This window comes from Novacetimonas maltaceti (genome assembly GCF_002906255.1).
Classification (GTDB): Bacteria; Pseudomonadota; Alphaproteobacteria; order Acetobacterales; family Acetobacteraceae; genus Novacetimonas; species Novacetimonas maltaceti.
The window spans coordinates 16,873-32,596 of sequence record NZ_POTC01000026.1 but is presented as its reverse complement, the minus strand read 5'-3'; the positions used below and the strand labels follow the sequence as shown (position 1 = coordinate 32,596).

The 15,724-nt window shown below is 70.2% G+C and carries 14 protein-coding genes; 2 read left to right on the top strand and 12 right to left on the bottom strand.

What is annotated here, in order from left to right; all coding sequences use genetic code 11:
* Positions 1–187 precede the first annotated feature (187 nt).
* The 4 genes from KMAL_RS10155 to KMAL_RS10140 form a co-directional block, all read right to left on the bottom strand.
* Positions 188–460, bottom strand: a complete 273-nt coding sequence (locus tag KMAL_RS10155; protein WP_110095590.1) for a DUF6587 family protein — start codon at positions 458–460, stop codon at positions 188–190.
* 8 nt (positions 461–468) lie between these two features.
* On the bottom strand, positions 469–2,319 hold the full coding sequence (feoB, locus tag KMAL_RS10150) for a ferrous iron transporter B (protein WP_110095589.1): 1,851 nt from the start codon (positions 2,317–2,319) through the stop codon (positions 469–471).
* Complete coding sequence (locus KMAL_RS10145) at positions 2,316–2,570, bottom strand: FeoA family protein (protein ID WP_110095602.1); 255 nt, start codon at positions 2,568–2,570, stop codon at positions 2,316–2,318. The genes feoB and KMAL_RS10145 overlap by 4 nt, the downstream gene beginning before the upstream one ends.
* Before the next feature lie 444 nt (positions 2,571–3,014).
* Positions 3,015–4,313, bottom strand: coding sequence for a cobyrinate a,c-diamide synthase (locus tag KMAL_RS10140; RefSeq protein WP_110095601.1), 1,299 nt, complete (start codon positions 4,311–4,313; stop codon positions 3,015–3,017).
* A 128-nt stretch (positions 4,314–4,441) separates the two neighbouring features.
* Between KMAL_RS10140 and KMAL_RS10135 the strand changes: the two genes are divergently transcribed.
* Positions 4,442–5,557: a cobalt-precorrin-5B (C(1))-methyltransferase gene (locus KMAL_RS10135; protein WP_239020067.1), complete on the top strand. Its 1,116-nt coding sequence runs from the start codon at positions 4,442–4,444 to the stop codon at positions 5,555–5,557.
* A 97-nt stretch (positions 5,558–5,654) separates the two neighbouring features.
* On the opposite strand, the gene cobM is transcribed toward KMAL_RS10135, so the two are convergent.
* From cobM to cbiE, 3 genes are read right to left on the bottom strand one after another with little or no spacing between them, the layout of a single operon-like run.
* Positions 5,655–6,407 (bottom strand): precorrin-4 C(11)-methyltransferase, encoded by a 753-nt coding sequence (cobM, locus tag KMAL_RS10130; RefSeq protein ID WP_110095587.1) that lies wholly within the window; start codon positions 6,405–6,407, stop codon positions 5,655–5,657.
* Positions 6,404–6,817: a cobalamin biosynthesis protein gene (locus KMAL_RS10125; protein ID WP_239020066.1), complete on the bottom strand. Its 414-nt coding sequence runs from the start codon at positions 6,815–6,817 to the stop codon at positions 6,404–6,406. Before KMAL_RS10125 ends, cobM begins: the two co-directional genes overlap by 4 nt.
* Positions 6,814–8,058: a precorrin-6y C5,15-methyltransferase (decarboxylating) subunit CbiE gene (gene cbiE, locus KMAL_RS10120; protein WP_110095586.1), complete on the bottom strand. Its 1,245-nt coding sequence runs from the start codon at positions 8,056–8,058 to the stop codon at positions 6,814–6,816. Before cbiE ends, KMAL_RS10125 begins: the two co-directional genes overlap by 4 nt.
* A gap of 25 nt (positions 8,059–8,083) precedes the next feature.
* Here cbiE and KMAL_RS10115 point away from each other — a divergent pair, with 25 nt between their 5' ends.
* A complete protein-coding gene (locus KMAL_RS10115; protein WP_110095599.1) occupies positions 8,084–8,875 on the top strand; it encodes a cobalt-precorrin-6A reductase in 792 nt (263 codons plus the stop codon).
* On the opposite strand, the gene cobJ is transcribed toward KMAL_RS10115, so the two are convergent.
* The 5 genes from cobJ to cobN are packed head-to-tail and all read right to left on the bottom strand — an operon-like array spanning position 8,833 to position 15,633.
* Complete coding sequence (gene cobJ / locus KMAL_RS10110; protein WP_110095585.1) at positions 8,833–9,624, bottom strand: precorrin-3B C(17)-methyltransferase; 792 nt, start codon at positions 9,622–9,624, stop codon at positions 8,833–8,835. The genes KMAL_RS10115 and cobJ overlap by 43 nt on opposite strands.
* Positions 9,625–9,636: 12 nt before the next feature.
* Positions 9,637–10,374 carry a precorrin-2 C(20)-methyltransferase gene (locus KMAL_RS10105; RefSeq protein ID WP_110095584.1) on the bottom strand — a complete coding sequence of 246 codons (738 nt, stop codon included), beginning with the start codon at positions 10,372–10,374 and terminating at the stop codon, positions 9,637–9,639.
* A complete protein-coding gene (locus KMAL_RS10100) occupies positions 10,371–11,012 on the bottom strand; it encodes a precorrin-8X methylmutase (RefSeq protein ID WP_110095583.1) in 642 nt (213 codons plus the stop codon). The genes KMAL_RS10105 and KMAL_RS10100 overlap by 4 nt, the downstream gene beginning before the upstream one ends.
* The gene (cobG, locus tag KMAL_RS10095) at positions 11,009–12,238 is read right to left on the bottom strand and encodes a precorrin-3B synthase (RefSeq protein WP_110095598.1); all 1,230 of its coding nucleotides are present in this window, start codon (positions 12,236–12,238) and stop codon (positions 11,009–11,011) included. Before cobG ends, KMAL_RS10100 begins: the two co-directional genes overlap by 4 nt.
* Complete coding sequence (cobN, locus tag KMAL_RS10090; protein WP_110095582.1) at positions 12,235–15,633, bottom strand: cobaltochelatase subunit CobN; 3,399 nt, start codon at positions 15,631–15,633, stop codon at positions 12,235–12,237. The genes cobG and cobN overlap by 4 nt, the downstream gene beginning before the upstream one ends.
* Positions 15,634–15,724: the final 91 nt, after the last annotated feature.

Sequence of the window (15,724 nt, the reverse complement as noted above, 5' to 3'; positions counted from 1 at the left end):
AATCTTATGCCCGCCCATGATACCGGGTCATGGTCCCGCTCCTGCGCCGGATTGCCTGCGGCCCGCAGCGTAGGTTGCAGATGCTAATGAAAAGTTAGGGAGCGGGGGATCGCGCGGTCATGGGCGGCGGAAAAAACGGCCCGCGCCAGTCTTCCTGTCTTCCTGTAGGCGGGGCATGCCCGAAAAGTCATCCCCGGCCGGCAGTCCGACCGGAACCGGTTTTTCGTGTCCCCTCCGGCGGGCAGTTGCTGGCGCATCCGCTGCATCCCCCACATCCGCCCCCCGTGCGTGGGGTCGCGCGGCGGGCCGCAAGCGCGCGCCAGCGTTCGGGCGCGCCCATGTGTTGCATCGTGGCCGCGACCATGCGCCATGCTGACAGGCGCGCGCGCGGGAACAGCCGTCCCGTCCAGTACAGGGCGCACGCCACGACGGCGCAGGCCACAAGGATCGTCTGGATCATGCCACCCCTCAGAACAGCAGCGCGAGGCGGTAGGTCAGCAGCGCCATCACATAGGCCAGGGCAAACAGGTAACCCGCCGTGATGGCGACGATGCGCCATGACGCGGTTTCGCGCCGGATGACCGCAAGGGTTGCGATACATTGCGGGGCATAGACATACCACGCCAGCAGCGACAGGGCGGTCGCGACACTCCAGTGCGCGGGCAGCAGTTGCCCCAGCATCGCCGCCTGGTCCGTATCTGCGCCCGCGTCCCCGATGGCATAGACGGTCGCAAGCGCCCCCACCGCGACCTCCCGCGCCGCAAGGCCGGGGATCAGGGCGACGCAGATCTGCCAGTTGAAGCCCAGTGGCGCAAAGACCGGCAGCATGAGATGCCCGATCCGTCCCGCAAGGCTCCAGTCGATGGCGGGGCCGGTCGCGCCGGCAGGCGGCGCGGGAAAGCTGGAAAGCGCCCACAGCAGCACCGTCAGCGAGACGATGGTCGTGCCCACGCGCATCAGGAAGATCCGTGCGCGCTCCGTCAGCCCCAGCAGAAGGTCACGCGGGTTGGGCAGGCGATAGGCCGGAAGCTCCATCAGCAGCGCCGCTTCCTGCCCGCGCCCGCCACGCCGCGCGATGCGCGCCACCAGCAGGGCGGACAGGATGGCCACCGCATAAAGCCCGAACAGCACAAGCCCCTGCATGTTGAGGAACCCCCACACCGCCCGATGGGGAACGAACGCCCCGATCAGCAGCGTATAGACCGGCAGGCGCGCCGAGCAGGTCATCAGCGGCGCGATCAGGATGGTCACCAGCCGGTCGCGCGGATTCTGGATGGTGCGCGTCGCCATGATGCCCGGCACCGCGCAGGCGAAGCTTGACAGCAGGGGAATGAAGGAACGCCCGCTCAGCCCCGCAAGCGACATGACAGGGTCCAGCAGGAAGGCCGCGCGCGGCAGGTAGCCTGATTCCTCCAGCACGAGGATCCACAGGAACAGGATCAGGATCTGCGGCAGGAAGGTCACGACGCTGCCTGCGCCTGCGATGACGCCATTGACCAGCAGGCTGCGCAGCGCGCCTTCGGGCAGCATGTGGCCGACCTGTTCGCCGATCCAGCCCATCCCCGCGTCGATTCCGTCCATCAGCGGCTGCGCCCAGGCGAAGACCGCCTGGAACATCACGAACAGCAGCACCGTCAGGATCAGCGGTCCCCAGACCGGGTGCAGCACCCAGCGGTCGAGGCGTTCCTCAAGCTCGCTGGAGGCCGGGTGGGCGCGGGTGACGCAGTCGGCCAGGATACGCCGCACGACGGCATGCAGGTCCGTCTCGTCCGGCAGGGGGACGGGCGGCGGGGGGAGCGGTGCGTCAAGCTGCGCCAGCAGGTCGCGCGCGCCATCGCGGCGGATGCCCACGGTCGCGACCACCGGCACGCCCAGTTCGGCGGCAAGGCGGGGCAGGTCGATCTCCATGCCCTTGCGCCGGGCGGCGTCGATCATGTTCAGCGCCAGCATCATGGGGCGGCCCAACTGGCGCATTTCCAGCACGAAGCGCAGGTGCAGGCGCAGGTTCGTCGCATCTGCCACGCAGACCAGAAGGTCCGGCGCCGCCTCCCCGCGATAGGTCCCGGCGCAGATGTCGCGCGTCACCGCCTCGTCAGGGCTGGTGGCGACAAGGCTGTAGGCGCCCGGCAGGTCGAGCACCCGGATGTCGTGTCCCTGCGGCGTGGTGAAGCGGCCTTCCTTGCGCTCCACCGTGGCGCCGGCATAGTTGGCGACCTTCTGCCGGCTGCCGGTCAGCAGGTTGAACAGCGCCGTCTTGCCGCAGTTCGGGTTGCCCACCAGCGCGATGCGCAGGGTGCGGGTCGGGGTGATCATGTTCATGGGCGTGACCCGGACTGTGGGGCATGCACGACGACGCGCGCGGCCTCGTCGCGCCGCAGGGCGAAGCGGGTGAAGCCGATGCTGACCGCGATCGGGTCGCCTCCCATGGGCGCGATGGCCACGACGCGCACGGGTTCACCCGGCACGAAGCCGAGTTCGCGCAGCCGTCCCGCCACCGGGTCGGGGTGGCTGGCGTCTTCCACCCGATCGATGATGGCCTCCATCCCGCGTGGAAGTTCATTCAGTCGCATCTGTATCCCGCACACATATCCGATATGGTATGGCGCGCCCAAAATGAAAGCAGGCAGGGCGCACGGCCCGGAACCTGACAGGTTGTAAAGGGGCTGGTCCAGAAAACCGCCCGCACATGGCCCGGCACCGTGGAGATCCCGTCGGGCGGGCCTGCGTGCCAGTCCCCCGGCACCTTGGGGCGCTGGCGCAGCCTTATGCGCCGGGAACGTGGTTTTTGAAACAGTCTCTAAGAATTAATCTTAATTTTCGACACGGACCTTGTCCATCGGCCTCAGGAACTGTTGTAAAGCCCCGCCCACCAGCCCCCTGAAACATCGAAAAGAAGTTTTTGGTGAAGCTTTTTTCAAAAAGCTTCAAAAGACACCGCATTTTTAAAAAAAGACGGCACCAGGAAACGTCAGTCCTTCAAGGGATCATGTCGCGTGAGGACTGGCTTTCGCACCTCAGCCATGCCGTGCCAGCACATGAAAGAACGTGCCGCTGACAGTGCCGCGGATACCGCCCGCCATGCCCCGGTCCTCCCCATTGCCATCGCGCAGGTCCGCCAGTGGCGTGTCGGTGCCGGGACTGGTGATGGTGGCGTAGTGGAATTCGTGCCCGCGCAGGTGCGTGCCCGCAGGGCCCAGCGCGCAGTCATGGCGCAGTCGCGCCGCGCGGTAGCCAAGGTTCATCCGCCGCCGCGCGAACGAGGTTTCATGGTCCAGCAGCCCCACCATGGCATGTGTCTGCCCGTCGCGGTCGGTCAGGCTGGCCCCCAGCGTCATGAACCCGCCGCATTCGCCATGCACCCGCCGGGTGCGGGCGAACTGGCGCAGCCCGGCGTGAAAGCGCGTGGCGGCGGACAGGCGGCCGGCATGCAGTTCGGGATACCCCCCCGGCAGCCAGCACGCATCGCACCCGTCATCCGGTCCCTCATCCGCGAGGGGGGAGAAGAAGCGCAGCTCCGCCCCCATCCCGTGCCATCCCATCACCATGTGCGCATACAGGAAGGAAAAGGCGGCATCGTTGGCCACCGCGATCCGCTGTCCCGGCGGGGGCAGGGCGATGGCGGGCGTTGCCGGTCGCCGATACCGGCCCGCCGCCAGCGCCAGCAGCGCGTCAAGGTCGAGGTCGCGTTCCGCCTGCGTCGCCAGTTGCGCCAGCAGGGCCGCCAGCCCGTCATGTTCACGCGCCTGCACCAGCCCGAGGTGGCGTTCGGGCATGCGCAGGTCCGGATTGCGCATGAACGCGCCAAGCACCGGCAGGCCGATGGCCTCGATCGCGCGGGTCGCCATGGCGCGATGCCGGGCGGAACCGACACGGTTGAGGATCACCCCCGCCACGCGCACGCCGGGGTCCAGCCGTGCGAAGCCCAGCGCGGTCGCCGCCGCCGACTGTCCCTGTCCCGACACGTCGAGGACAAGGACGACCGGCAGGTCGAAACGCGCCGCAATGTCCGACGGCGCGCCGCGTGCGCCATCGGGCGTGTCCAGCCCGTCGAACAGGCCCATCGACGCCTCCACCACCACCATGTCGGCCGTCTGCTGTGCGCGCTCCATGACCGTGTCCAGCAGGGCGGGCGGCATGGTCCAGCTGTCGAGGTTGAGGCCGGGGCGTCCGGTCGCGGCCTCATGAAAGGCGGGGTCGATGTAATCCGGCCCGGTCTTGGCCCCGCCCACCTCCACGCCGCGCGCGCGCAGGGCGGCCATGATCGCCAGGGTCAGCGTGGTCTTCCCCCCGCCCGAACGGGGGGCCGCGATCATCAGTCCCGGTATCGTCACGCGTGCCATCATGTGTCCCCAACTGCTACATGCTGTGCCATCATGTTCCCTGTCCGCCGCCTTTTCCGTCCCCGGTGGCGGGGATGCTCCGCCCATACTGGAACGCCGCGATGACACATACCCGCAACACCCCCGATCAGGCCAGCCTGCGCCGGGGCTGGACCACAGGAAGCTGCGCCACGGCGGCGGCGCGGGCCGCGTGGGTGGCGATGCGGTGCGGTGATTTTCCCGACCCCGTCACCATCACCCTGCCCGGCGGGCAGGACGTGGCCTTCAGCCTTGCCGCCCATGGCCGGGACGATGCGGGGGGCGCGTGGGCATGCGTGGTCAAGGACGCAGGCGATGATCCCGACGTGACGCATGGCGCACTGGTCCGCGCCGACCTGGCCCCCGGCGCACCGGGCACCGGCATCACATTCCGCGCGGGTCCCGGCGTGGGGACCGTAACCCTGCCGGGCCTGCCGATCGCGGTGGGGGAACCCGCGATCAACCCCGTCCCGCGCCGGATGATCCGCACCGCCCTGACCGAAGCGGGCGGGCGGGTGCCGGACGTGCGGGTCACGGTATCGGTTGCCGATGGCGAACGCCTTGCGCGCCGCACGCTCAATGGGCGTCTTGGGATTGTCGGCGGCCTGTCGATCCTCGGGACGACGGGCATCGTCGTGCCCTTTTCCTGTGCCGCGTGGATCGACAGCATCCATCGTGGCGTGGACGTGGCGCGTGCCATGGGGCTTGCGCATGTGGTCGGTTCCACCGGCGACGTGTCCGAACGCGCGGCGCGCGCGCTGTATGCCCTGCCGGAGGAGGCGATGATCGAAATGGGCGATTTTGCGGGCGGGATGCTGAAATACCTGCGTCGCCATCCTGTGCCGCGCGTCACCGTGGCGGGGGGCGTCGCGAAGGTCAGCAAGCTGGCGCAGGGTTTCCTCGACCTGCATTCGCGGCGCGGGCGCGCGGACATGGCGGAACTGGCGCGTGACGCCGCGCGCGCGGGGGCGGATGCGGACCTTGCCGGACAGGTCGCGCGGACCCATACGGTTGCGGCGGCATTCGCGCTGACGGCTGCGGCGGGGATAGACCTTGGCGCCGTCATCACGCGCCGGGCGTGGGGTGTGGCGCGTGACGTGCTGGCGGGCAGTGGATGTGCCCTCGACATCCTGATGTTCGACCGCGCGGGCATGCTGGTTTCACGCCATGGCCCCCATCCGGTCGATGAAGACGGATAAGGCTGATAAAGGTTTTTGGGTGCTGCCTTTTTTCGAAAAGGCGGCGTTTCTCGAAGCTTTTTGAAAAAAGCTTCACCAAAAACTTCTTATAGGTTTTTTAGGAGCGGAAGCGGCGGTGGTAGTCGGGGTTGTAGAGCGCGCTTTCGCGGAAATCATGCTGCCCCAGCGCACGTCCCACCAGCACCAGCGCCGTGCGTTCGATGGGATGTTGGGCCAGTTGCGCGGCAATGGTCCCAAGTGTGCCGCGCAGCACCACCTGGTCGGGCCATGTGGCGCGGGCGACGATCGCCACCGGGCAGTCCGCGCCGTAAAGCGGGGTCAGGTCGGCCACGATCCGGTCCAGCGCATGGATCGCAAGGTGGATCGCAAGTGTGGCCCCCGTCGCGCCAAAGGCCTTCAGCGTCTCGGTTTCGGGCATGGCCGACGCACGCCCGCTGACACGCGTCAGCACGACACTCTGCGCGACTTCGGGCATCGTCAGTTCACGGCCCAGCACCGACGCGGCGGCGGCGAAGGCCGGGACGCCGGGCGTCATGGTCCACGGGATGGCATGCCGGTCGAGCCTGCGGACCTGCTCCGCCACGGCGCTGTAGACCGACAGGTCCCCCGAATGCAGGCGCGCGACATCGTGGCCCGCCGCGTGGGCGGCGACATATTCCGCCTCGATCATGTCCAGCGTCATGGGCGCGGTATCCACCAGCCGCGCATCCGGCGGGCAGTGGGCCAGCATTTCGCGCGGGACGATGGACCCGGCGTACAGGCAGACCGGGCATCGCGCCAGCAGGTCGCGCCCGCGCAGGGTCAGCAGGTCGGCGGCCCCGGGGCCCGCGCCGATGAAATGTACGGTCATGTGTGCTCCGTTCGTGCAATGGCGCATGTGACGCGCCGGTAGGCAATGCGCGCCACGAGCAGGCGCGCCGTGTCTCCTGCCGCCACAAGGGCGCAGCCTTCGGCAACCGAATCCACGCCGCGCGCCGCCATGGCCCGTGCCGAGCGGGTGGCGCAACGCGGTTGCGCCGCCAGCAGGTCGGCGTGGGAAACGACGCGCAGCGGCAGGCCCGCCTGACGTGCCGCCGCGTGAAGGGCGGCGCAGTCGGCGCGGAAATCGGGAATGGCGATCAGTCCGGGCCGGCAGTGCGCCCGTCCGCTGGCCTCATGCAGCGCGGCGAGGATATCGTCCGTGTCGCATGCGCTGCCACACCCGATGCCCGCCACGCACAGGCCCCCCGTGTCCGGCCCCGGTATTGCGGTCTCATTCATGCGGCGGGACGGGTGGCCGCGTACTGGGTGACCGTCATTGCCGGGCGGAAGGCGGACTGCGTGCCGATCCGCTCCACCCGTTCGATGCGCATGCGCGAAAGGCTGCCGCCCCAGCGCGCATGCGCGGCCAGCAGCGCGACCTCTCCCTCAAGGGTGACGGCATTGGCCACCAGTCGCCCGCCGGGGCGCAGTACGTCCCATGTCCCTTCCATCAGGCCGGGACTGCCGATCCCGCCGCCCACGAAGACCGCATCGGGGGGCGGCGTGTTCCTGTCGCGCAGGGCGGCAAGGGTTTCCAGCGCGTCGCCTTCGACAATGCGCAGCGCGGGCGTGCCCAGCGTCAGGGCATTGCGCGCGATGCGCGCCGCGCGGTCGTGGTTGCGTTCGATGGTGACGGCGCGGTTGGCGGGATGGCGCAGCATCCATTCAATGGCGATCGACCCCGCGCCACCGCCGATATCCCACAACATCTCCCCCTGGCGCGGGGCAAGGGCGGACAGGGTGGCGGCGCGGATCTCGCGCTTGGTGATCTGCCCGTCATGGGCGAACATGTCGTCCGGCAGCCCCGCCGACAGCGGCAGGATCATCGCGCCGGGTTCGGCCACGACCTCGATCCCCATCAGGTTCAGCGGATTGATCGTCTCCGCCGTGCCGGCCGCCAGCGCGTCCGCGCGCATGTGCAGGTGGCGTTCATAGGGGCCGCCAAGGGCCTCGAGCACATGGATGACGGAGGGGCCGAAGCCACGTGCCGTCATCCACTTCGCCAGCGTCACGGGCGAACGCCCGTCCGCCGACAGCACGATCAGGCGCGCGCCGGGCTGCAGCGCCGGGGCGACCACCTCCATCGGGCGGCCACAGATCGACAGCACCGTCGTGTCCTGCCGCGCCCATCCCGTCCGCGCGCAGGCCAGCGCGATGGAGGAGGGGGAGGGGATGCAGGTCATCTCCTGCACCGGTATGTGCCGGCACAGCGTCACGCCGATGCCGAAGCTGAACGGGTCGCCCGACGCCAGCACCACCACGCGCCGCCCGCGCCAGCGCAGCATGCGTTCGATCCCTTCGGAGATGCGCGTCGGCCACATCAGGCGTTCACCGCGCATCAGCCCTTCGACCAGCAGCAGGTGCCGCCGTCCCCCCGCCACCAGTTCGGCCGATGCAATCAGCGCCTGCGCCACTTCCGACAGGCCCTCGACACCATCTTCGCCAATGCCGATAACATGCAGCCATGCGGGATGGGTCATTTCAGTCTCCTTGGGGGGTGGCAAGATGCGGGTACTGGTTCTGGGCGGCACGACGGAGGCACGGCTGCTGTGTCGCAGGCTCGAGGCACCGGGCACCGGTTTCGTGGCGACGCTCTCCCTTGCCGGGGTGACACGCGCGCCCGTCCTGCCACGGATGGAGGTGCGAATCGGCGGTTTTGGCGGGGTGGAAGGGCTTGCGCGGTGGCTGTCGCACAATCAGGTGGAGGCTGTCATTGATGCAACGCATCCTTTCGCGGCGCGGATCAGCGCCAATGCGGTTGCGGCCTGCGCGCGCACCGGCGTCGCGCTGGCGCGCGTGCAGCGCCCGGCCTGGAGTGCGGGACCGGGTGACCGCTGGACCATGGTGGCTGACATGGCGGCGGCCGCGCGCGCCATCGGCCCCGCGCCGCGCCGTATCCTGCTGACGATCGGGCGCAAGGACCTGCTGGCGTTTCGTGACCTCGGCACGTGCGGTCATGCGTGGCTGGTGCGCAGCGTCGATGCCCCGGACCCGGCCCTGCTGCCTGCCGGCGCACGCACGATCCAGGCGCGCGGCCCGTTCGACGTGGCGGGGGAGGAAGCCCTGCTGCGGCACGAGGGGATCGACCTGGTCGTGACGAAGAATTCCGGTGGCGCGGCCACCGCGGCGAAGCTTGAGGCCGCGCGTGCGCTGGGGATCGCGGTCATCATGGTGGAACGGCCCGTCCTGCCCCCCGCGACCGTGGTGGGGGATGTGGACCACGCCATGGCATGGCTGCGATCGCGGGCCGTCGATCATGCCGGATCGACCGGAAGATCGACCCTGCGGGACGTATAGAGCCACGGCTGCCCCTGCGGGCGGGGGATCAGGTGGGTGCGTTCGCAGCCGATCAGGACCAGCGTGCTCATGTCCACCTGCTCGGGGTCGGCATGGGCGAGGTCGTGCAGGATGACGCGTTCGTCGGGGCGGCCGATGGCGCGGGCGAAGGCGACCGGCACCGTGCCGGGCAGCACGGCGCGCAGCACCTCGAACGCCTCGGCCAGTTGGCCGGGACGCGCCTTCGAGCGCGGGTTGTACAGCGCGATGACGAATCCCGCCTGTGCCGCGGCGCGCAGGCGTTCATGCACCACCGCGCGCGGCTTGAGGTTGTCCGAAAGCGACATGACGCAGAAATCCCCGCCCAGCGGCGCGCCAAGGCGGGCGGCGGCGGCAAGGACGGCGGACACGCCGGGGATGACCTGCACGTCGATGTCGCGCCACGCCTCGGGGCCGTGGTCGATGGCCTCGAACACGGCGCTGGCCATGCCGAACACGCCCGCATCCCCGCCGGAGACGACCACCACCCGCCGTCCCGCCAGCGCCAGTTCCAGCGCATGGCGCGCGCGCTCAAGCTCGACACGGTTGTCGGTGGCGTGGCGCACCACGTCCGGCCCCGCCACCGCGCGCGCGACATAGGGGCCATAGCCGATCAGGTCCGTCGCCTGCGCCAGTGCGGCGCGCGCCTGTGGCGTCACCTGATCCGGCGCGCCGGGGCCAAGGCCGACAATGAACAGGCAGGGCGGGGAAGGGGGGATGGTCTGTGTCATCTTATGCCAGTGTCATCTTACACCCGTGCGTCCGGGCACGAGGATGATGGAAAAATACGGCGCGCGTTCCCCCGCATCCGCCAGTGGCATGCAGCGCTGCTGCGCCTGTGTGGCGCGTTCGACATAGACCGCCCGCCCGTCGCGCCCGGTGCGGCGCAGGGCGTCGCGCACCTTGGCCATGTTGCGGCCCAGCTTCATGATGACGGCGGCGTTCGCGCGCTCCAGCCACCCACACAGGCTGTCTTCGTCCAGCGTGGCGGGAATGACGCACAGCACGTCATCACCATGGACCATCGGCACCTGCGCCTGCGACCAGCATCCGGCCATGCCGGTGATCCCCGGCACGATGTCGCAGCGAAAGCGTCCATGCAGGCGGTCGAACACATACATGGCCGAGCCGAACAGGAACGGGTCCCCCTCGCACAGCAGCGCCACATTGCGCCCGGCGTCGAGGTGGGCCGCGATGTCTTCGGCGCAGCGGTCATAGAATTCGGCCATCCGTGCCGGATAGCGCGGGTCGCTGACGGGGATTTCCACGGTGAAGGGATAGGCGAAGCGCAGCGCGATGACATCCGCCGACAGCAGGTCGCCCGCGATCTCGCGCGCATGGCCGGTGCGGTCGTGGCGGGCGAACCATGCCGCGACCGGGCTTTCGCGCAGGATCCGCGCGGCCTTGAGCGTCAGGAGTTCCGGATCCCCCGGCCCCATGCCGACAATGGACAGGCAGCCGCGTGCGGGGGCGGTGCTCATTCCGCCTCGCACGCAAGGGCGTTGACGGTGGCCGCCGCCATCGCGCTGCCACCAAGGCGCCCGCGCACGATGATGAAGGGCAGGTCCCCGAATTCGGCCAGCGCTTCCTTCGATTCGGCGGCGCCGACGAAACCGACCGGCATGCCGATGACGGCCGCCGGGCGCGGCGCGCCTGCCGCGATCAGTTCCAGCAGGTGGAACAGCGCGGTCGGCGCGTTGCCGATGGCCACCACCGCGCCCGCCATGTCATCGCCCCACAGGTCCAGTGCGGCGGCGGAGCGCGTATTGCCGATCTGTCGTGCGATTTCGGGCGTGCGCGGGTCGCGCAGGGTGCAGATGACGGCGTTGTCGGCGGGCAGGCGGGTGCGGGTCACGCCACGGGCCACCATTTCCGCATCGCACAGGATGGGCCGCCCCGCCCGCAGCGCGCCCTGTGCCGCGGCGGTGAAATCGGGCGACATGCGGATTTCGCGTGCGACGTCCACCATGCCGCAGGCATGGATGATGCGGACCGCCACGCGGGCCTCGTCCGGGGTGAAACCGCTCAGGTCGGCCTCGGTGCGGATGGTGGCGAAGGAACGGGCATAGATCGCCGCCCCGTCATGGATGTAGTCGTAAGACCGCGTGGTGCCGGTCATGCCGGTGTCTTCTCCCCGTTCTGGTGTTGTGGTGTATCGGCCGAGGCGCGCCCTTCATGCAAGAGGGTGCGTACCTGCGCCACGTCCAGCCCCCGCAGGAGCGGTGCGTCGGCGGCGCGGGCATCGCGGCACAGGCCGTAGCCCGTCCCGTCCGCCACCAGCGTGATGTCGCAGCGCCCGGGATTCGCGCATCCCTTGGGGCATCCGGACACATGCAGCCGCATGCCCCAAGGCACGTCCGAGGCCAGCGCCAGTGCATCCGCGCCGACATCAGCCACCGTACAGGCGCAACCCTGCCGCCCGATGCACGCGACGATGCGCAGGCGCGGGTCATGTGGGTCCGTCACGAACCCGGCGATATCCGGCGCGCCAGCCAGTCCCGGCAGCACGATGGCGCGTCCCGGCCCCATCCGCATGATGCCCGCGCCATCGGTGGCGCACCGGCGCGCCAGGTGCGACAGGTCATGCGCACCCATCCGGCCCAGCGGCGGCGTCACCCCGTAACATCCCCCCGGCAGCGCGCCGACCAGTGCCGGGAAGGTCGGGGCGGGAGCATCATCATGGGGTTCGGCGGGGATGCCGGCCTGCGCGAACAGGGCCATGCCGATGTCGCGCCGGCGCAGCGGGCGGATGGTCCCGCCAATGCGCACGAAGGCTTCGGCCAGGCGGACCATCAGGCCGGGGACGGCATCAGGCGCGCAGGCGCTCCGGGCATTGCCGCAGGTGACATGCCAGTGGCCGTCCTTGGCGCATGCGGTGATGTCGGCGCGGATCGCGCCTGCGGGCACGTATCCGCCGCCATCTACCCCCATGACGAATTTCGCGGGCAGGGCCGACAGGTGGGCCGCCGCCGCCAGATGCGCATCGAGCGCACGGGCAATGGACAGGGTATGGGGATCGCATGCCGGGTCCAGCCCCGCCAGTGGCGACAGCAGCACCGCGCGCCGCCGTTCGGACGCGTCCTCCCCCCCCAGTCCGCAGTCCCGCAGTCCGCACGCGAATTGCTGCGCGGTCTCGGGCGAGAAACCGCGCAGTTGCAGGTTGCCCCTGCTGGTCAGTTCGATGCGCCCGTTGCCAAGGCGCGTCGTGGCATGGGCGATGGCCTCGGCCTGCGCCGCCGTCAGTTGTCCCAGCGGCGGGCGCACGCGCACCAGCCAGCCATCGGCGGCCTCCATCGGGGTGTGCAGGCCGGGGCACCACCCGCGCACGGTGGGGGGGGCACTCATGCGTCGGGGTCCAGCAGCATCGCCGCGCTGTTGGAATGCGGCCGCCACAGGTCCTGCCGCTGCGCCTGCGCCATGCGGTGGCGGATGGCCGCGTGGGCGTCGGGGTTGGCGGTGGCGAGGAAGCGGTCCATGTCCGCATCATTGACGATGGCGGCGAAAACAAGGTCGAACTGCCGGTCGAAACGCGCGGGCACGGTGGCGGCGAAGGCATGCAGGGCCGCAACCCCGCGCGCGATTTCCGCAGCCCCGCGATAGCCATGGCGGCGCATCCCCGCAAGCCACGCCGGATTGGTCAGGCGGCCGCGCACGACGCGCGCGACCTCCTGCGCCGTGGCGCGCAGGCGCGGGGTTTCGGGCCGTGACGTATCGCCATGCAAAATGCGCGGCGTCCGGCCAAGGGACGCGGCGGCGGCGGCCATCCCCCCCGCATGCGCCGCGATGTCCGTGCTTTCGAGGATGTCGATCTCCGCATGGTCCTGCACATGCAGCATGACGTCGGCGGCCCGGATGCGGCGTTGCAGGGCGTCATCGTCGCGCGTGCCTTCCCGCGCGCCGCCATAGGTCCATGCCGATCCCGCCAGCCATGCGCGGCCAAGGTCGTCACGCCCGTCCCAGCCGTCGCGCGCCAGCATCTCCTCCATCCCGGTGCCGTAACAGCCCGGCGCCGCGCCGAAGATGCGCGCCGTCGCCCGCAGCCGTGCCGCCCCCGTCAGGCCGCGCACGCCGTGGGCCAGCGGGTTGAGGGCCGGGTCCTCGTCGCGTTCGGCAATGGCCTGCACCGCCTGCTCGAACAGGGCGATCTGCCCTGCGAACGCATCGCGGAACAGGCCCGAAATCCGCAGCGTCACATCCACGCGCGGCCGGTCGAGCACCGCCATGGGAATGACCTCGATCCCGCGCACGCGGCCCGACCCGCTGTCCCACACCGGGCGCGTGCCCATCAGCAGCAGCGCAAGGGCCAGGTCCTCGCCGCCCGTGCGCAGGCTCGATGATCCCCACAGGTCGATGACGATGGAGGACAGGTGGTCGCCCTCGTCCTGCAGGTGCCCCTCCAGCAGCAGGTCGGCGGCGCGCTGCGCCAGCACCACGGCGGAGCGGGTGGGAATGGCGCGCGGGTCCATGGAAAACAGGTTGCGCCCCGTGGGCAGCACGTCGGCGCGTCCGCGCGTGGGCGCGCCCGACGGGCCGGGCGGGACCATGTGCCCGTCCAGACCACGCAGCAGGCCGCGTGCCTCTGCCGCGCCGCAGTCGTGCAGCCGTGTCGCGATGTCGGGTGGCGTGTCCGCCCCGCAGGCCCGTGCGATGGTCTGCGCGAGTGCATGGGCATGGGGCGGCGGGCGGCCGAAGACATGCAGCCCGTCGCGGATCTGCAGGTCCTTCACGTCGCACAGATAGGCGTCCAGCCGGGCCAGCGCCTCGTCCTCATCCTCGTCCGGGCGCTGGCCGCTTTCGTCGAGCAGGCCGAGATCGCCCGCGCGTTGCAGGATTTCCCCGCGCAGGATCGCGCCGCGCCTGCGGTCCAGTCCGTCGGCGGCGGCATATTCGTCGATCAGCCGTTCCAGTTCGGCGGTGCGCCCATCGCCATGGCCCGCCGCCATGACCGGGGGCGTCATGTGGCCGATGGTCACGGCACCCAGCCGCCGCCGCGCGGTCGCGGCCTCGCCGGGGTTGTTGACGATGAAGGGATAAAGGACCGGCATCCCCCCCGCCAGAAGCGTGGGCCAGCACTGCGCCGAGGGTGCGGCGGCCTTGCCCGGCAGCCATTCCAGCGTGCCATGCGTGCCCAGATGGACCATCGCGTCGGCCCGCACCCCATGGCGCAGCCACAGGTAGAACGCGACATAGGCATGGCGCGGCGGCGTGTCGGGGTCGTGGTACCCGCTTTTGCGGTCCAGCTTCGACCCGCGGTCAGGCTGCAGCGCCATCGTGACATGGCCCAGCGTCAGGTGACGCAGGCACAATGCCCCGTCCACCACCGACGGATCCTCGGCAGGCGTGCGCCAGCATGCGGACAGGGCGTCGCGTGCTTCGCGCGGGAGGGTGGCGAGCAGCGCCTCATACCGCGCCAGCGTCATGAACGGCGTGGCCGGTGCGCGCGCCAGCAGGTGCGCCAGTGTCGCGCTGTCGGGCAGGGTGTCGTGACCCGTGTCATATCCTTCCGCGCGCAGCAGCGTCAGGATGGCCGACAGGCTGGCGAAGCTGTCCAGTCCCACGGCATGGCCCGCCTGCCCGTCGCCAGCGCCGTCACGCTGCGCGCCGGGATAATCCGACAGCACGATCGCCACCCGCCGCGCGGCGGGCGACAGGTGGGCCAGCCGCGCCCAGCCTTCGGCACGGGCGGCGACGGTTTCCAGGCCGGGGGGATAGGGGACATGGCGCGCGGGCAGGCCGGGGGCCGTTTCTTCCTTGAAGGAGATCGGCGCACCGGGCAGCCGCCCGTCCAGTTCGGGCAGCACCACCTGCATCGCAAGGTCGGCCTGCGACAGGCCGCGCGTGCTGTCGCGCCATGCCGCCTGCGTCACGCCGGGCTGCAGTGCCTGGATCACCGGTACGTCGGCGGTATCGAGGGCGGAGATGTCCGTTGCCTCCCCCCGCGCGGAAAAGAAGGTCACGTTGACGATGACATCGGGCGGCGTATCCGTCAGCCAGTCGCGCACCATCGCGGCACATGTCTGGTCCTTGAGCGAGGCGACATAAAACAGGTCCGCCCCGATCCCGTGGCGCGCCAGCGTGTCCGACAGGGCAAGGATGGGGGCGATGTCACCCGCCAGCAGGTGGCTGCGATAGAACACGACGCCTGCGCGCAGCGGCAGCGCCGGGTCGGCGGCGCGCAGCAGGCCTGCGGGGGGCAGGGTTTCGGGTGGGGGCGTGTCTGTCCCCGTATCCGCGTCCTCCCCTCCATCGTCCTGCCGCGCGAGTCCGGCCATCAGGCGCACGGCGGCGGCCATGTTGCGTGGCCCGCCCGCGCGCAGCAGCGCATCGAGGTGGTCCAGTGCCGTGGCGGGGATGGTCGACAGCGCGGCAAGGCGCGGGTCGGGGCGTGCATCGCCCGCCACCAGCGCCAGCGGGATGGAAGCGTCGCGGCAGGCGCGCGACAGTTCCTCCACCCCGTAGCGCCAGTATTCCATCCCGCCCAGCAACCGCACCACGATACAGCGCGAGTGCATGAGGGTATCGGCCACGTACAGGTCGATGGACATGGGATGGAGCAGGCGCGACAGGCAGGTGATGCGCACCGTGGCGTCGCCCGCCGCCCCGGCATCGACCGCCGCGCGCAGGGAGAGCAGGTCGCTGTCGGAAAATGACAGGAACACGATGTCGGCGGGCGCATGGCCGAGATCTTCGGCCACTGCGTCCTCGTCAAGGCTGCGGACCTCACGCGCCAGGAGATGCATGGGCGTCGTCTCTGTGTTTCGTGCTCATGGTCGTCGGCTCATGGCGGTTGCAACGGCATCAGGGGGTGGTGATAAAAAGATAAAAGTTTCT